At 40.0% G+C, this 16,389-nt stretch carries 12 protein-coding genes; 5 read left to right on the top strand and 7 right to left on the bottom strand.

Translation table 11 applies throughout. The annotated features are described in order from the left end of the window. Positions 1-7 precede the first annotated feature (7 nt). From AC1Q5Z_RS05485 to AC1Q5Z_RS05470, 4 genes are all read right to left on the bottom strand, one after another. Positions 8-754, bottom strand: a complete 747-nt coding sequence (locus AC1Q5Z_RS05485; RefSeq protein WP_492444007.1) for a hypothetical protein — start codon at positions 752-754, stop codon at positions 8-10. 34 nt (positions 755-788) lie between these two features. After that, the gene (locus AC1Q5Z_RS05480) at positions 789-1,724 is read right to left on the bottom strand and encodes a phage exclusion protein Lit family protein (protein WP_041515762.1); all 936 of its coding nucleotides are present in this window, start codon (positions 1,722-1,724) and stop codon (positions 789-791) included. A 136-nt stretch (positions 1,725-1,860) separates the two neighbouring features. Next, positions 1,861-3,009, bottom strand: coding sequence for a hypothetical protein (locus AC1Q5Z_RS05475; RefSeq protein WP_041515761.1), 1,149 nt, complete (start codon positions 3,007-3,009; stop codon positions 1,861-1,863). A gap of 546 nt (positions 3,010-3,555) precedes the next feature. After that, positions 3,556-3,876 (bottom strand): helix-turn-helix domain-containing protein, encoded by a 321-nt coding sequence (locus AC1Q5Z_RS05470; protein ID WP_052480038.1) that lies wholly within the window; start codon positions 3,874-3,876, stop codon positions 3,556-3,558. A 664-nt stretch (positions 3,877-4,540) separates the two neighbouring features. Here AC1Q5Z_RS05470 and AC1Q5Z_RS05465 point away from each other — a divergent pair. From AC1Q5Z_RS05465 to AC1Q5Z_RS05455, 3 genes are read left to right on the top strand one after another with little or no spacing between them, the layout of a single operon-like run. After that, a complete protein-coding gene (locus tag AC1Q5Z_RS05465; protein WP_041515760.1) occupies positions 4,541-7,564 on the top strand; it encodes a SusC/RagA family TonB-linked outer membrane protein in 3,024 nt (1,007 codons plus the stop codon). 10 nt (positions 7,565-7,574) lie between these two features. Beyond that, entirely contained in the window at positions 7,575-8,954 is a 1,380-nt protein-coding gene (locus AC1Q5Z_RS05460) for a RagB/SusD family nutrient uptake outer membrane protein (protein ID WP_041515759.1), read from the top strand. A 47-nt stretch (positions 8,955-9,001) separates the two neighbouring features. Next, positions 9,002-11,623, top strand: coding sequence for an alpha/beta hydrolase family protein (locus tag AC1Q5Z_RS05455; RefSeq protein WP_041515758.1), 2,622 nt, complete (start codon positions 9,002-9,004; stop codon positions 11,621-11,623). Between the two features lie 68 nt (positions 11,624-11,691). Here AC1Q5Z_RS05455 and AC1Q5Z_RS05450 read toward each other — a convergent pair whose 3' ends face one another. Together AC1Q5Z_RS05450 and AC1Q5Z_RS05445 are read right to left on the bottom strand one after the other, a co-directional pair. Continuing rightward, entirely contained in the window at positions 11,692-11,967 is a 276-nt protein-coding gene (locus AC1Q5Z_RS05450) for a hypothetical protein (RefSeq protein ID WP_041515757.1), read from the bottom strand. 102 nt (positions 11,968-12,069) lie between these two features. Beyond that, positions 12,070-13,584, bottom strand: coding sequence for a MauE/DoxX family redox-associated membrane protein (locus AC1Q5Z_RS05445; protein WP_041515756.1), 1,515 nt, complete (start codon positions 13,582-13,584; stop codon positions 12,070-12,072). Positions 13,585-13,953: 369 nt separating this feature from the next. On the opposite strand from AC1Q5Z_RS05445, the gene AC1Q5Z_RS05440 reads away from it, so the two are divergent. Further along, on the top strand, positions 13,954-14,247 hold the full coding sequence (locus AC1Q5Z_RS05440) for a DUF6965 family protein (protein WP_041515755.1): 294 nt from the start codon (positions 13,954-13,956) through the stop codon (positions 14,245-14,247). A 76-nt stretch (positions 14,248-14,323) separates the two neighbouring features. Here the strand turns inward: AC1Q5Z_RS05440 and AC1Q5Z_RS05435 are convergent, their stop codons facing one another. Continuing rightward, the gene (locus AC1Q5Z_RS05435) at positions 14,324-14,773 is read right to left on the bottom strand and encodes a response regulator (protein ID WP_041515754.1); all 450 of its coding nucleotides are present in this window, start codon (positions 14,771-14,773) and stop codon (positions 14,324-14,326) included. 433 nt (positions 14,774-15,206) lie between these two features. On the opposite strand from AC1Q5Z_RS05435, the gene dinB reads away from it, so the two are divergent. Next, positions 15,207-16,388 (top strand): DNA polymerase IV, encoded by a 1,182-nt coding sequence (dinB, locus tag AC1Q5Z_RS05430; protein ID WP_084607889.1) that lies wholly within the window; start codon positions 15,207-15,209, stop codon positions 16,386-16,388. Position 16,389: the final 1 nt, after the last annotated feature.

Here is a 16,389-nt window from a genome sequence, read left to right as displayed (position 1 = left end):
TTAGATTTTACAATTCCCTTCTGCCGTATTTATATAAAGCGCTGTTGATATGCAGAGCTGTAGTGCCGCTGATTTTCGCGATTTTTACAATATGGGAATGTACCATGATGCACGTGGCGTAATTATCGGAAAGTGTCCCCTTATTTTCTTCCAGCCAATGCAGGTCGAAATCCTTCATGAAGGAATACCCCTCATTCTTTAAACGCATAATGCCTCTATCTACCTCCAATCCGGTAGGCATTACTATTGCATCAATTCCATCATTTTGCCAAAACCGCTTCTGATCCTCCAATATAATTTTGAACGCGCCTAAAAACAGCCATGGACCAATACCTACAACCTCCCCTTTGTCCCTCAACTGACTTAATTTATTTAGAAGCCTTTGCTGCAGAACATTTATATCCTGAATAGAGCAATGATCAAAATCCGGCATAATACCCTTTACCCTGTTCAGATATATTCTAAAATTTGTAAGTGCTGTATCTAATCCTTCTTCACCGAACCTGAGACTGTATACTTTTGCAATTTTCGTATCTTTTGGTATTGCCGCGTCAATATATGCCGAGGCATATAATACAAAATCATCATCATATTTTGCATGTCCGGTCCAGCTTAATGAAATTGCACAGGCAATTGCAAAATAACTATGGGGAAGAGTCCGAAAAAAATGATGGCTTCGATTGTGTAATTCCTCGCAGAAAATTTCGCCGTTTTTACCTAAATAATCTGCAATTTCTTTATCTGATTTTATCATCTATATAAACTATTTAGTCAATAATGCATTATTATTACAATGTTTTGGCTTGTTGCAGTAAATCATAGAAAACGTCCTTGATGGTTTTACAATTCGAGTTTTCAATTAGTCCAAAGTTATACTGCAAATCCCACGCTTTAAGAAACAAGCACAATGTTGTCCATATTTCACTATCAGCTGATGGCTGCAGAATTTCAATAGCATTTTCTATACGCTGGTCCACATCAGGATGGGTGCTTCCTCCCTTTAAGGAATTCTTTATAAACAGCATAGAGGCTAGCCCCATAACAACCGCAATTTCGGCTTTTTGCCTGCTTGTGGAATTCTTCATTATTAATTGGATTGCTCGTGAATCGGCTTCAATTTCTAGTGGCTTCCTTTCTTCATTTTCCAATTGGTTTAGTTGAACTTTTTTTATATGCTCTAACTCCGCATGGGCGGTTTCATGATAAAGTATAAAATTTAATACCTCTACAAATAAATCGTTGACATGCAGAATGTAATTGCCCTGCGGACTTTCCTCGTCAAAATATTCAGGGTTAGGCAATACATCTTTATCCCAATCTGTGAAACCCTTAACCAAAGTGAGTGCATACCTGAAAAGGTCCTCTGCTTCACTTAAAAGCTCAGCGCTATATGGTCTGCTTTCCATTTTACCCTGCGCAATCAGGTTTGGAATCGCATATTTCTCTTCATGCAGCACATAAAAATAGTAGCAGTTAATCCACACATAGGATAAAAATGTTTCATGTATATTTATTAACCCATTGTCATTTATGAATGGCATTTGTCCATTTAGAAGAGGCAAGTTCTCTGCATGGTACAGAATTTCTTGATGAAGACGGTAATCTGATTGCAGGGATTCTATGTATTTTTTATTACGAGCTTCAAGTCTAGCTGTTAAATTATGTTTTAGGACTCTAATTGGCTGTTTTCCGCTGTGCGAATTCTGCCATATACTTGTTTTCATATAGTTTATAAAATTTTGAAAATTATTGGATTCAATTTCTGCCAATGTTTTAGTTATCAGAATAATTCCGCATTAAAAACTATTCTGCAAGTTTTTTATGCATATATTTTTCTGTCTCTTGATAAATCATACAAATCTAAATTGAAAGATAACTGATTCCTTCGATAATCTCTTTCGATTCCTCACCCTCAAAGCTGATATTTAGCACATCGCTTTCTCTAGTGTCCAACAAGAATTCTGTAAAATATCGCGGTACATTTTTACTGCTTAAATTTTCTTCTCTAGAATTCAATTTTGCAATGAAATTTTCGAATTCACTTAGCCCTCTGAATACTTCATTCAAAATATCAATATCTCTTTGCTGATTATCATAGGATGCAAATTCGCCTGGATAAAAATAATCTGCGTAGTTATCTAAAAAACCCACGTATAGTTTGGCTGGGGAAACTTCAAAATAATGAAGCAGATATCTTAAATATCTAATAAAGGATTCTCTAAGCTGAAATGCTATAAAATCTTTGTCGGCATCACTTTGCCCATCAATGTTTTCGATAGATTTTAAGAAGGATTCTAAAGCTTGATGAACTTTTACTCCTATTACATCTGCAATTATTTCTGGAGTCCTGTCTATTCCTCCAAAGAAAAAATAGAAATAATTTACTTCGCAGCGACTCATGTCAAATTTCCCTACCCTGAAATTATGTTCTTTATTTTTTTTAAAAGACACCTTTGGAGTTTGCCTTTTTGCCTGATCATCAATATCTGCAACAGAAACAAACTTTGTTTTTCGAATTAAATTCCCTGCATTGGCTTCCAAATCAGCCATATCTTCGATCAGAGGAAAAGCATATACTACCGCATTGCCCTTATCGCCTCCTATGCCATTGGCAAGATTGCGAAGCACAAAATGCTGATTCGTGCTCGTCGAATTTATCTTAAATTTAAAATGATCATGTGGGGTCTTGCTGAATTCACTTTTAGGATCCGGGCTTGAAGTTTGCAGATCTCCTTTTTTGTATTGTATAAAAAGCAGATGGCCGCCACTGCCCGATTTTATTCTTACATCAAATCCGCCGCCTGCATTTCCAGTTGGATCATCCTTTCCTTCAGTTGTAATATGAAACCCTCCCGCAGTAGACTTTGGAACATTAAAAAAAGGTATTCGATGTGCTGGTCTCCAGTAGTCCCACAACGGAATATCTCTTAGAAACCAAAAATAGCTATCAGCAAGGTTAAGAAGTTCGTGCGTTATGTTTAGCTCGAGTGTTTTTTCGTGAAATTCCATATTAATTATTAATGTTTTTATGCTAAAGAATATTATTCCCTATCGCAATTATTAATTGGACAAACCTAGAATACTCTTTGTATTTATATTTACGGTTTTCCGTAAATCGTGCAATTTCAATCTACAAAATAATAGTTTTGTAATATAATTTGTGACAGTACAAATACCTGTTTTACTAATTTATAAGCATAAAAAAAGATGCTTGTTCAGCATCCTTATTTGTATTTCGTTTAATTTTTCACAAATTACTTTCTACTATACAGAGTGTATTATGACATCCATTTTGCAAATGCGAGTGAAATTATTCCTAGAATAATGGAAAGAACTGCTAAGATGTTTATAAGATTTTCGAAAAAAGGAGTTAATATTGAACTCCGATAATTTTTGAAACCCTCACCCCCAAAAGCATTTCTACGGTAGAATCTTCTTCTACCAATAAAAAGTTTAAGAATAATACCAATCAATAAAATCAAAACACCAAAAATTATTAAGATTGAATTGTTTCTATCCATAATCTCTTAATTGGAATTAAGTTAATTTTATCTTTTATTTTTTCGCCTTCGATACAAAATCATCATTGATTTTTGAACCGTGTTTATCCTCTATAATTTTAAAAAAGTCTGAAAGAGAAATCTTTTTGTAAAAACACATAATTGCCAAAGTTGACATTGGAATTCTATAACCATCTACATCTCTTATCTTTGTAATAATGTGTCTATGAACACCTAATTCTTTACTAAGTTTATTAACTGATTTTTTTGGGTCAATCCAGTTACTGGAAATATAATTACAGATGAATTTATCAAGTAAAAATACTTTACCTGTTTCATCTGAATCTCTTTTGTGATTTCCATTTTCCTTAGTCATTATAGCAAAAGAAGATAATTTTTACAAATATTATTGTCACGATAGTGCCAGTTTCATAATATTTTAGTATGTTTGTAATTGATTATATATATTTGCGATACTTCTAATTAAAATATTTGAAGCATTCGCTTTGAACCCGCATCGGAAAACTGGTAATTTTTGTACGCGCGGGAAGATAAGTGTAAATGCTCACGCCTTAAAGGGCGTGGGCTCGCTTATTCGCGCGTATGGGTATACCAGTACCTCCGATGCAATAAGATGAGTACCCACGCCTCTTTATTTTTGACAAATCTCATCTTCACAAAGCAAATTCCTCAGTTTAAAAAGAAACGCACTCATTTGTTTAACCTTTAAAAAGGTCAGCAATGATGGAATAATTGTCCTGTTTTTGTAATGCCCGGCCTGAAACGGTATTGCCATTGAATTAGTTTAAGGGCTGGGTCATTGCGCAGCAGGTCCAGCATATGCCTTGGCACAGGCTGCAAAATCACAATCTAATATTTGAAATCTTAATAAATGCGCCAATGAAATAGCCTTTTTATAACATAATTTGAAGCGCGGCATCAAATGCTGCTTCAAAAAAGCAGTCCCCTACCGCAGCGACTAAACTAGTGTAGAGGACTTTAGCTAATCAAAACCAAGTTCAACTAACCAATCCAATATTATGAATATTTTTTCATTTTTCAAGGGTGGGAAAGCTTTTTATTGCCTTGTTTTTACAGGCTTTCTTCTCTCTTTCTCCCAGTCATTCGCCAAAAGCAGTCTGCGGCGCAGCACCTCTTTAATCCAACAGCATCAGATACAGGGAACTGTCTCCGATGGCTCTAGTCCCCTGCCCGGCGTTACCATCTCATTAAAGGCAGATTCCATGACTGCCGCGATTTCAGACTACAATGGCCATTTTAGTATTCAGGCGTCTGCCCAAGATACTCTGGTCGTTTCCTATTTAGGTTTCAAGACCGTCTACGTTCCGGTTAATAGCCGAACAAAAATTGACATTGTGCTTCACTATGACACCACTACTCTACAGGAAGTTAGGATAAATGCAGGGTATTACACTGTAAAAGAGAGCGAACGGACTGGAAGCATAGCAAGAATCACCTCTAAGGATATCGAAACCCAGCCCGTGACAAATGTTTTGGCCACAATGCAGGGACGCATGGCAGGAGTAAACATAATCCAGACTACCGGTGTTCCAGGAGGCGGTTTTGACATTAAAATCAGAGGGCAGAATAGCCTGCGCACAACGGCAAATAACCCGCTTTATATTATAGACGGAGTTCCTTTTGCATCAGATCCCATCGGATATTCGCAGACATCCACTATATACCCTAGCAGCACTAGCCCATTAAACAGCATCAACCCGGAAACCATTGAAAGCATTGAAGTGCTTAAGGATGCCGATGCTACCTCCATCTATGGATCAAGAGGTGCAAATGGCGTCGTGCTTATTACCACAAAAAAAGGAAAGTCAGGACGTACAAAGTTCACTGTATCAAGTTCAACGGGAGCAGGAAAAGCCACAAAATTCATGAAACTGATGGACACAGAGCAATATCTGGCTATGCGAAAACAGGCCTTCATAAATGACGGTATCCCACAATACGGTACTTCGGATTATGATATAAATGGAACTTGGAACCAGAATCGAAATACTGACTGGCAGAGAGAACTGATGGGCGGCACCTCACAGCTCAACGATCTGCAGGGGTCTGTTTCAGGAGGATCTGAAAAGACACAATTTCTCATCGGCGGAAACTATCATCAGGAAAGTACTGTTTACAGCGGAGATTTCAAATATAAAAAAGGGGGATTGCAATTCAGTTTAAATCATGCTTCAAAAGACGACAGGTTTCACATCAATTTCTCAGGCGTATACAACATTCAAAATAGCAGCCTTCCTGCAAATGAACTGACTTATGCCGCACAGACGCTGGCTCCGAATGCGCCATCGCTTTATAATTCGGACGGCAGTTTAAACTGGGAAAATCAGACCTGGCAGAACCCTCTCGCAATGCTAAATGCACAATTTAAGGCCAAGACAAAAGATTTAGTCGCCAACGCGGTGCTGTCATATAAATTGATGCCTGAGCTAACTGTCAAAAGCAATTTTGGATACACTGACCTAAGAACGAATGAAACCAGAACAACCCCATCTACAATTTATGATCCCATTTATAACATTAGCAGCTCGCGCTCTTCCATGTTTAGCAATATCACTGGCAGGTCTTCATGGATCGTTGAGCCGCAGCTTAATTGGGACAAGGAAGCTAATTTCGGGAAGTTAGGATTGCTAATTGGAGCCACTTTCCAAAACCAGAACAGCAGCGCCTTATATCAGTCTGGCACAGGGTTTAGTTCGAACAGCCTAATTTATAATCTTGCGGCAGCTAAGACTGTTTCTGTTCTCGGTGACGATGAGACCGTGTATCGCTACCAGGCTTTCTTTGCCCGTTTAAATTACAGTTATCAGCAGCGATATATTATAAATCTAACCGCAAGGCGAGATGGATCGAGCCGCTTTGGCCCCGGCCGGCAGTTCGCATCTTTTGGAGCCGCAGGATTTGCATGGCTTTTCAGCAATGAAAAATTCCTCAAGAACAGCACATGGCTGAGTTTTGGAAAAATCAGAGGCAGTTACGGAACGACGGGAAATGACCAGATCGGAGACTACCAGTATCTTAATACCTATACAACAACAGGAATTAATTACAACGGAACCGTAGGAATGCAGCCTTCAAGATTGTTTAACCCCGATTTTAGCTGGGAAATAAACAAAAAAATGGAACTGGCTCTTGAAACGGGTTTTTTTAATGATAGAATCTTTACTACCGTATCGTGGTATTCCAACCGTTCTTCAAATCAGCTCGTAGGCATACCACTTAGTGGTGTCACTGGTTTTGCCTCCATTCAGGCGAATCTGAACGCAGAAGTCGAAAATTCAGGTCTGGAATTAACTTTGAGGTCATTGAACCTGAAAATCAAGAACGTCCAGTGGCAGACGAATTTTAATCTTAGTTTCGCCAAGAACAGGCTCGTTTCTTTCCCTGGGCTTGAAAGTTCAACCTACAGCCAGAGATACCGAATTGGTCAGCCTCTTAATATTGCATTGGTTTATCAGCTCAAAGGAGTCAACCAGCAGACGGGAATATACGAATTCGAAGACCTTAATGGGGACGGCAAAATTTCTTATCCTTTAGACAGGCAGAAAACAGTAAACCTAAATCCAAAATACTATGGGGGTTTGCAGAATCAGCTGTCGTATAAAAATTGGAATTTGGATTTTCTGTTCCAGTTTGCAAAACAGCAGAACCGCCTTGTACCAATGGGGGCTGCTGGATCAATGTCCAATCAGCCGGCAAGAACTGCCGATGCCTGGCTGCAGGCTGGTGACATCAAGCCATATCAGGTCTACACCACCGGTGTCAACAATGTGGCTGTAAATGCGGATTCTTATTTCTCTGAAAGCGATGCATTAATATCAGATTCCTCTTTCATTAGGCTAAAAAATATCTCTTTAACCTATCAGCTGCCGCTAAAGTTTACGGAGACCAGCTGTAAGATTGTCTTTCAGGGGCAGAATCTGCTGACTTTCACAAAATTCAAAGATGGTGACCCTGAATTTTCAAGTTATGGTTTTCTCCCGCCCCTTAAAGTAATTACTGCCGGTATCCTGCTAACCTTTTAAACTTAAAATCATGAGACTTTTAAATAAACAACTTTCAATCCTGATTGTCTTTCTGGCATTCTACGCTTGCGATTCTTTTGTCGAAACAAACCTTCCAAAGTCACAGCTCTCCAGCAGTTCTGTTTTTGAAAACTATGAAACTGCAAATGCGGCCCTGATGAATATTTATGCCAAACTTCGTGATACGGGGATTCTTACAGGTACAGGCAACGGGCTTTCCAATGCGTTGGGAAACTACACCGATGAGCTGACGGCATACGGAACTCCCACAAGTACTAATATGGCATTTTACAATAATGCACTGCTTCCCGGTTCGACCGTAATCTCAAGCTTATGGAACGCATCCTACAATCAGATTTATGCCGCTAACGCATTGATTGAGGGGCTTGATAAAAACACCTGGCTGACATCGGACAACAAGAAACAGCTTTTAGGGGAGGCTTTATTTCTTCGGGCGGTGGTGCATTTTTACCTAACTAATCTTTTTGGCGATGTGCCATACATTACCGCAACCGACTACAAGCAGAACAGTACAGCCACCAAAATTGGCAGAAAGGTGATATACGGAAGCATTATTGCCGATCTTGAGACCGCTTCTGCATTATTGCCGGTGTCATACAGCAGTAATGCCAGAGGAAGAGCCAATAAATTAGTATGTAGGGCCCTGCTCTCCCGAGTTTACTTATATAACAAATCGTATGCGGAAGCGGCAAATGAAGCATCAGCTCTTATAAACAGTACTAACTTATACGGACTCGAATCTGATCTGAACAATGTCTTTTTAATCAATTCCAAAGAAACCATCTGGCAGTTTGAATCGGCTTCTGCAGGACAGAATACAAAGGAAGGTTCTATATTCATATTTACGGCCGGCCCTCCCGCATCAGTTGCGGTCAATACCGTTCTCGCCAGTTCGTTTGCAGCCGGTGACCAGAGAAAATCAAAATGGTTAAAAGCCATAACTAAAGGGACTGATATCTGGTATCATCCCTATAAATATAAAGAGCAGTCCAATACTTCTGCATCTAAAGAGTATTCAGTAGTCCTCAGGCTGGCAGAGCAGTATCTAATACGGGCGGAAGCCAGAGCTGCTCAGGGTGATCTCATCGGCGCAAAAGAAGATCTAAATAAGATAAGATTGCGCTCGGGATTACAGAACACCCAGGCAGCCTCGAAAGAACAGCTGCTTGCTGCTGTGCAGAGTGAGAGAAGATGGGAGCTCTTTACTGAATACGGGCATCGTTTTTTTGATCTAAAAAGACTGGATCAGCTGGATGCCGCATTGTCAAGTGTTAAAGCGGGATGGAATACCGAAGACAGTCTTTTTCCAATACCGCAGAGCGAATTGGGAAACAATCCAAAACTCCTTCCGCAAAATCCCGGATATTAATATAATTAGTCATAATCATGATTCGCACTGATAAAAATAGTTTTACAATGACCTTTTTTAGAGCTTTAGCTCATGTTTTTTTTATTTTGCCATTAATAGTAACCTGTCCCGCTTCGGGACAAGCTGTGCAAAAAAGAAAACTTAACTTTGATGATTACAGGCTATGGGGACAGCTTGCATTAGATAAATTTTCACCCAATTCAGAGTGGATAAGCTATGGGCTCCAGTATGAGAACGGTGCAGATACACTGTTTATCACAAATGCCTCGAGCAATAAAAATTATGCTTTTCCTTCCGGCTCAAAATCACTTTTTACAAAAGAAAGCTTCTTCGCTTTTATGGACAAAAATGAGCTGAATATACTTGACCCCATATCGGGCAGAAGGGAGAGTTTTGAAGATGTAATCCGATATGACTACTCCTCTGAATTGAACAAATTTATTATCCTAATTAAAGAAAAGGGCAAAAGTGAAAAACTTATAATTGCAAGCCCATTGGCAAGAAGAAAAAATGAGATAACCGCTGCGACAGATTTCTCCTTGAGTCCAGACGGATTACTGCTTGCTTATTCCGTTTTAAAAGACGGAGTAAATTCTGCTATGCTTTTTGACCTTCGCAAGGGACAGCTCATAAAAAGTATGGCTGAAAGCAAAATGGCTGATTATAAGTTTTTAGCGTGGAATAAAGATAGCAGGGGATTGGTTTTCAATAGCAGATTAAGCGCAAAAACTTCTGAATCCTTATTTTTCTATGCAATTCCTCTCAACAGGCTCTATGTTCTTGATTTCAGCAGTGAAAACGCCCTGAAGACAGAAAGCAAAATCAGCACCTCGGCATTAGATCCAATATTAATTTCTGATAATCTGGAAAAAGTGCTGTTTACTATTAGAGGAAACAATACAATAAGTGCCAGCAGTGATAAATCTAATGTTGAAATATGGAATTGGAATGACAAATGGGTTTACGGCCAGAACCAGCGCTATGGCAGATTTGACTTAAGCCCCAAATTAATGCTCTGGAACCCTAAGAGTCAATCGGTAACTCCCATAACATCTGAGGCTTTCCCTTCAGTTATGCTTGGTCGTGATTTGAGCTATGCGGTACTTTCAAATCCTAAGCAGTATGAACCTCAGTATGAACATCACGGTCCAAGGGATTACTACCTATTGGACCTGGATAGTTTTGAAAAAGACACGCTTCTTTTAAAACAATCTGCTGATCTAAACCTTATCTATAGTTCGCCGACTGGAAAGTACATTTCTTACTTTAAAAACAATTACTGGTGGGCTTACGACGTTAAAAGAAAAACACATACTAATTTAAGCGGAAAACTTAAATATCCATTTTACGGAAAAGTAAATCTACTGGCATCGGACGGTCCCTTTGGAAATCCTGGCTGGAGCAGTAAGGACAATGAAATCCTTTTGTACGATGAATTTGATATCTGGGCTCTAAAGCCTGATGGCAGTTCTGCAGTACGCCTCACCCATGGCAGAGAGAAAAAAATCAGATTCCGTATTCAAAGCGATAGGCCAAACAATAAAAGAATACTATATGATGCTCCGCTTAATGAAGATTTTGATCTGAACAAAGGACTCTTCCTTAGTGCATTAGGAGATGACGGAAAGACTGGTTACTGGCATTGGAGCCAGAATAAGGGAGAAAAAGAAATATTCTTTACAGATTCCTATATTGATAGATTTATTTTCAATGCTAAAACCAAAACTGCAATTATGGTTGAGCAGAAATTTAATCTGCCCCCAAGGATAATTTCTAAAAAAAATGATAGGGAAACTCATGTCGTAGTGCAGAGCAACCCGCAGCAGGAAAATTATTTGTGGGGAAAAACCGAGCTGATCAGATTTCAGAATTCAAAAAAACAGAACCTAAAAGGGGTATTATACTACCCTGCCGGCTATAATCCGTCCGAGGATTATCCAATGATCGTTCATATATATGAAAAACAGTCTCATACACTGCATCAGTATAGCAATCCGACACTGCTTAATGAACCAGGTTATAACTTTACAATTTTTACCTCAGAAGGCTATTTTGTATTCAGCCCGGATATAGTCCATGAAAATGAAAACGTGGGATTGTCAGCACTTGACTGCGTTGAATCTGGGACAAAGAAAATAATTGAAATGGGGCTTGTGGATTCCAAAAGAATAGCTCTGATTGGACATTCATTCGGAGGGTATGAGACGGGATTTATCATCAATCATTCGGATCTGTTCGCCACCGCCGTGGCCAGTGGAGGTATTTTTGACCTTACCCGTAGATTTTTGACTTTTGGTGTCAATATGCGCATGCCCGAAATGTGGCGTTTTTCCAGTGGAGGATGGCGCATGGGAAAAAAAACGCCGTTCAGCCATCGTCAGGATTTTGATCGCAATTCTCCTTTGGAGTCAGTCACAAATTTAAAGATCCCCCTGCTTATGTGGAGCGGAAAAGAAGACACTCAGGTGGATCCTTTCCAAAGTATGGAATACTACTTGGCACTCCGCAGGCTGGGCAAGAAATGCATTTTTCTTCAGTATCCCGGAGAAGACCATACCCTTCTGGAACCAGTGAATCAGAAAGATCTATCCATCCGCCTTCTGCAATGGTTTGATTATTATCTGAAGGATCAAAAAGATGCTGAGTGGATTCGTGCAGGGACACTCTAATTTGACTGAATTTAAAAAATGCCGTTCCACTGGAACGGCATCCTTATATGGTTAATAATTCAATTTGATTATTCGGGACGGTAAAGTTTCACCACACAGTCTCCATTGTTGTCTTTTCCCCAGGCCTGTGCTCCTGTTGTCCCATTGATTCGGCAGACAAATTGATTTTCCTCGGTCTCACAGTTAGCAGTGTTATTGCTGCATTCACCAAAAGCATCCAGCTGATAACCTATCTGAAGGGAAGCCGCCGAAGCTTTTTGCATTGAAGTAGTTACAAAGGCTCCTGAAAGCCCAAGTGCTATCACACCAAATGGAATAACGTTTTTTAAAAATTGCGTTTTCATAATAATAAATATTAAATTAAAACTCTGATCTACTTTTTTCTACAGGTGTTCGATCTTTATATCCTGATACCGGCCGGTATATCATAATGGCTGACTTTTATTTTATTCAGCACTTTTAATTTCTTTTTTAAGAATTGTCTTTAAGTCATAAAGCACTAACGAACTGCCTATAATAGCATACAACTGGTTTTTAGTTACCATAATGCTTTTTAGCTTTTCATTTTTGATCTTGTAAATTGGAAAACTCATTAAATAAGACTGTTTATTAACGTCATAAACATCAATTATAAAAGCCTGATCCCAGGTCTTTTCATCCTGAAATCTCCCTTTGATTTTCGAATAAATGAAAACAAGATTATTATGCACGGCTGCACCCGCATTCACTATATAAGGAGGAGCTGACATTTTTCTTTCCGTGCTATTTTTCAGATAAGAAACTTTTAACTTTGCATGGCTTGTGGTATCGATGGTATGAATCCGAGAAATCAGTTCAGCATTTTTTCCCGCAGTGATAAACTGATTGCGGTAAAAATAGACGTACACTATTTTTTGGCTGGTTTCGTCATACAAAAGCCTACCATCCGTATCAAAAACACCGTCGATTTGCTTTTGCAGCAACTTTGGATTATAGTTTGACTTGGACTTTTCATTATCAAAGACCCCAATGATGTTGGCAAGATCCTTTCCCTTGTTTGATCGAAGCACTATTCTGCTGCTGTCCAAAGGTTCTGCCTGATCAAAATAAGGCAGCCCATTGAATTTTTTAGGTACGTTCAAGTCTTTTAAGCTTCCGTTGAAAACTGCTGGAACAGAACCGTCTATCAAATAAAGGCATTGATCCATAACCCTTATTAATGGCCTTTGAAATAGTACATTTTTTTCAGTGAATATGATCCGTTCAACCTTTTTATTTTTCAAGTTTGTATCTGCAGATAAAAGCTGAAGCGGTGCTGTAGAATTGCCCAGATAAATACGTCCATTAGTAATCCCTGCAAAATAATAAGAGTTAAATTTTAAGTCCAATTTGCTATTAAACATTACCGCATGGCGCGGGTAACGCCTAATAAAAGGATTTTCATAATGCATCATCTGTTCTGACCAGATAAATAAAAAAATTACTATTGCGGTTCCTGATGCAATAATGCCAGCAATCCATTTCAAACTACGGCTGTAATCCCGGTTAGAAATTTGCTGATCCAGTTTTTCATGAAGCAGCATCGCCACTATTGCCAATAAAATAAACACTATATTAAAAATCAGATGGACATTCCAGCTCATTTTTTCTAATATCCCTCCGCATGAGCATGGTACAAATGAACTGTAGTGCAGCACTATAAATATATAAGCGGTGAACGTGGTCATAAGCGCCAGTGATAGTCTTAAAGCAGCTTTTCTTAATCGAGATACTGTTAACATCACCACTGCAATTAATTCCACTATTGGAACAGCATAACCTATCCACGATGCATGTGCACTTATCAAAGGCGATTGACCGATTTGAACTTGGAAATTTTCAAAATCCAGCAGCTTGCTCAAGGCCGCATACACAAAAAGAAGTATATAAAGCAGGCAGATCGTTTCAACTATAATACCTTTAAGAGAATCTGATATTTTCATGTCCAATACTTTTGCTGTACAGCATATTCCTTTAAATTCTGAGCAATTTTGCTTCTTGCAGAAAATGGCTGAGTCTGCGGTACATTTTCAAAGTGCCAAATTAGATCAAATGTATTGAGTGATTATTATGAAAATTCATCCATTATTTATAAAAAATGGTCTATTTTTCCTATAAGTATTCTTCTGCCTCCTCACTGCTAGGTCTTAAAGAAATATTCTTAAGGCATTAAAATGGGGCCGACTTTTAGCAAACCGCATGCAATTGGCTATCAAAACGTTGCTGGAAAACCGGATGAATCCGCAGCATATCAAGCGCCATGTTTCTTTTCTGCCCTTGGATGAGCGGGGCTTTTTGCCTAAATTTGCGGCATGAACCACGAAGAAATAAAACGCTATTTTGAAAGCAATCCACCGCCGAAGGAAGTAAGACTGACTGAATGGGCAAATATTACCGATACGCAGGTTTTTCTCAGGAGCTGCTACAGCACCATCAGAAACTTCAGCGGACCTGTGGACCGCTGCCCGGCATGGTGGCATCTCAGGGATTTTTATATTCTAATTAAAAAGACTGCCGCGCTGCAGGCTCCGGCACGGGAAGCAGCTGCGAATAATATTCAGGAAAATGCCTCTGATCAGGCGCTTTCAGAAGAAGCCGCTGTTTAAAATCGGCTTTCATTTATAAAATAACAGCCCTGAAGTGTGAACTGCAGGGCTGTATTTTTTTATGATCGACTCCTTCTCAAACCAGAAGGAATTCTGCTTTGTTTCTTCCCGCAATGCTCCAGTCCATTTCCATTATGCTCTGCAGAAGATCTTTAAGGGCCTTGAATGTGCTAGGCTTCACGGCATAATAATCGGCTCCCAGACCATAGGAGCGGTTTATGTTTTCAGCATTGCTGCTGGTGGAAAGCATAATCACTTTTACGCCGCTGAACGGCAGCGTTCCCCGCCGTATTTCCTCAAGGCATTCGAAACCGTTTTTAACGGGCATGTTGATGTCCAGAAAAATAATTTCAGGAAGACCTTCGACCGCCTGATTAAGGGCACTCAGAAGCTGCTGCCCGTCTTCGGCTGTATTGACAGTCACTGGAAGGCTGAGCTCCTGAACGGCATCGAGGAACAGCAGCCTGTCGTCCTCATCGTCATCTGCCAGATAGATAATCTTTTTGGAATTATATATTTGCGACATGGTTTCATGCTTTATGCTGCTGCAGAAGACAAGAATCTAAGAATCTGCAAAAAATACATATCAGGTACGTAAGAATTGAAAATCGATAAATAATCGAATTATATCCGTTTAGCGGTTAACAGACCTTAAATATACGGAATTTACCTGCATAATTTTCAGCAATTGAAGCAAAAGATTGAAAATTATAGAAGCAATAACACTTTATAACGTTTTTTTTTAAAGTCATTTAATCCTTTTAAAAATAAAAACAGCATTCTTTTCAGAATTCCCTATGCCGTAAATTCTGAATAAAGCCTTTCCGGCCTCTTTTTTCTTTTATGAATACCTGCTGAAAAATAAGGCTTTTTTAAAATTGTTGCTATTTGTAACATGATAACTTTTATAAAATGTTATTATCTGTACTAATTTTGATCTGTATAAAAATGAACAGACCATGAGCAGGGCAATTGTGCATATCGACATGAACACCTTTTTCGTATCGTGCGAAAGGCTTTCCAATTCAGAACTTAACGGCATTCCGCTGATCATAGGCGGCGGGGACAGGGGCGTTGTGGCATCCTGCTCCTACGAAGCCCGTAAATTCGGGGTGCGTTCGGCCATGCCCATACACATGGCCATGAAGCTCTGCCCTCAGGCCAAAATCATGAAGGGCGACATGGAGCTCTACTCGAGGCTCTCCCATGACATTACCGAAATCATCCAGGAAAAGGCGCCCGTGGTGGAAAAGGCCAGCATCGATGAATTCTATCTCGACATCACCGGCATGGACCGTTTCTACGGAAGCTACAAATGGACCGATGAGCTGGCGCAGCGAATCACAAAGGAAACGGGCCTGCCCCTCACCTTTGCCCTTTCGGTCAACAAGACCGTATCGAAAATCGGCACGGGCGAAGGCAAGCAGAAGCAGAACCTTGAAATCCCCGAGCATCTGGTGCAGTCCTTCCTGAACCCGCTCTCCATCCGCAAGATCCCCATGGTGGGGCAGAAAACCTTTGAGCTTCTTTCGCGCATCGGCATCCGCACCATCCGCACGCTCTCCGAAATGCCCGCCGAGTCCCTGCAACAGATGATCGGCAAAAACGGAACAGAACTCTGGAAGAAAGCCAACGGCATCGACAACACCCCTGTGGAGCCCTACACGGAAAGAAAGTCCATTTCCACCGAGCACACCTTCTCCCAGGACACGATTGATATACTGAAACTCAGCAGGATCCTGCAGGGAATGGTCGAAAAGCTGGCCTACCAGCTGCGCGCAGAAGAGTGGCTCGCCTCGACTGTGACCGTCAAAATACGCTATGCCAACTTTGATACCGAAACCAAACAGTCCCGTGTGCAGTATACCTCGGCCGACCATATCCTGAACCAGACAGTCGCAGATCTCTTTGAGAAGCTCTACCAGCGAAGGATGAGGCTGCGCCTAATCGGTGTGCGCTTCAGCGGCCTTGTCAGGGGAACCTACCAGATCGACCTGTTCAATGACACCGAGGAGATGCTTGCCCTGTATCAGGCAATGGACCGAATGAAGAGCCGCTACGGCTTTGATGCCGTGATGAGATGCGCCGGTGCATCTTTCAAGTCCAATAACAAAGACGAAATTTTAAAACGAAAAAAATAAA

Source organism: Flavobacterium sp. GW823-FHT06G12 (genome assembly GCF_058794775.1).
The sequence above is the reverse complement of the archived record's forward strand: the minus strand, read 5'-3'. Positions and strand labels throughout refer to the sequence as shown.

What these genes read in the sequence shown, in the direction of transcription:
- AC1Q5Z_RS05440 (WP_041515755.1), top strand. Translation starts at nt 13,954, where the DNA reads ATGAACCACGAAGAAATAAAACGCTATTTTGAAAGCAATCCACCGCCG.
- AC1Q5Z_RS05465 (WP_041515760.1), top strand. Translation starts at nt 4,541, where the DNA reads ATGAATATTTTTTCATTTTTCAAGGGTGGGAAAGCTTTTTATTGCCTT.
- AC1Q5Z_RS05460 (WP_041515759.1), top strand. Translation starts at nt 7,575, where the DNA reads ATGAGACTTTTAAATAAACAACTTTCAATCCTGATTGTCTTTCTGGCA.
- AC1Q5Z_RS05445 (WP_041515756.1), bottom strand. Translation starts at nt 13,584, where the DNA reads ATGAAAATATCAGATTCTCTTAAAGGTATTATAGTTGAAACGATCTGC.
- AC1Q5Z_RS05475 (WP_041515761.1), bottom strand. Translation starts at nt 3,009, where the DNA reads ATGGAATTTCACGAAAAAACACTCGAGCTAAACATAACGCACGAACTT.
- AC1Q5Z_RS05455 (WP_041515758.1), top strand. Translation starts at nt 9,002, where the DNA reads ATGACCTTTTTTAGAGCTTTAGCTCATGTTTTTTTTATTTTGCCATTA.
- AC1Q5Z_RS05485 (WP_492444007.1), bottom strand. Translation starts at nt 754, where the DNA reads ATGATAAAATCAGATAAAGAAATTGCAGATTATTTAGGTAAAAACGGC.
- AC1Q5Z_RS05480 (WP_041515762.1), bottom strand. Translation starts at nt 1,724, where the DNA reads ATGAAAACAAGTATATGGCAGAATTCGCACAGCGGAAAACAGCCAATT.
- dinB (WP_084607889.1), top strand. Translation starts at nt 15,207, where the DNA reads ATGAGCAGGGCAATTGTGCATATCGACATGAACACCTTTTTCGTATCG.
- AC1Q5Z_RS05435 (WP_041515754.1), bottom strand. Translation starts at nt 14,773, where the DNA reads ATGTCGCAAATATATAATTCCAAAAAGATTATCTATCTGGCAGATGAC.
- AC1Q5Z_RS05450 (WP_041515757.1), bottom strand. Translation starts at nt 11,967, where the DNA reads ATGAAAACGCAATTTTTAAAAAACGTTATTCCATTTGGTGTGATAGCA.
- AC1Q5Z_RS05470 (WP_052480038.1), bottom strand. Translation starts at nt 3,876, where the DNA reads ATGACTAAGGAAAATGGAAATCACAAAAGAGATTCAGATGAAACAGGT.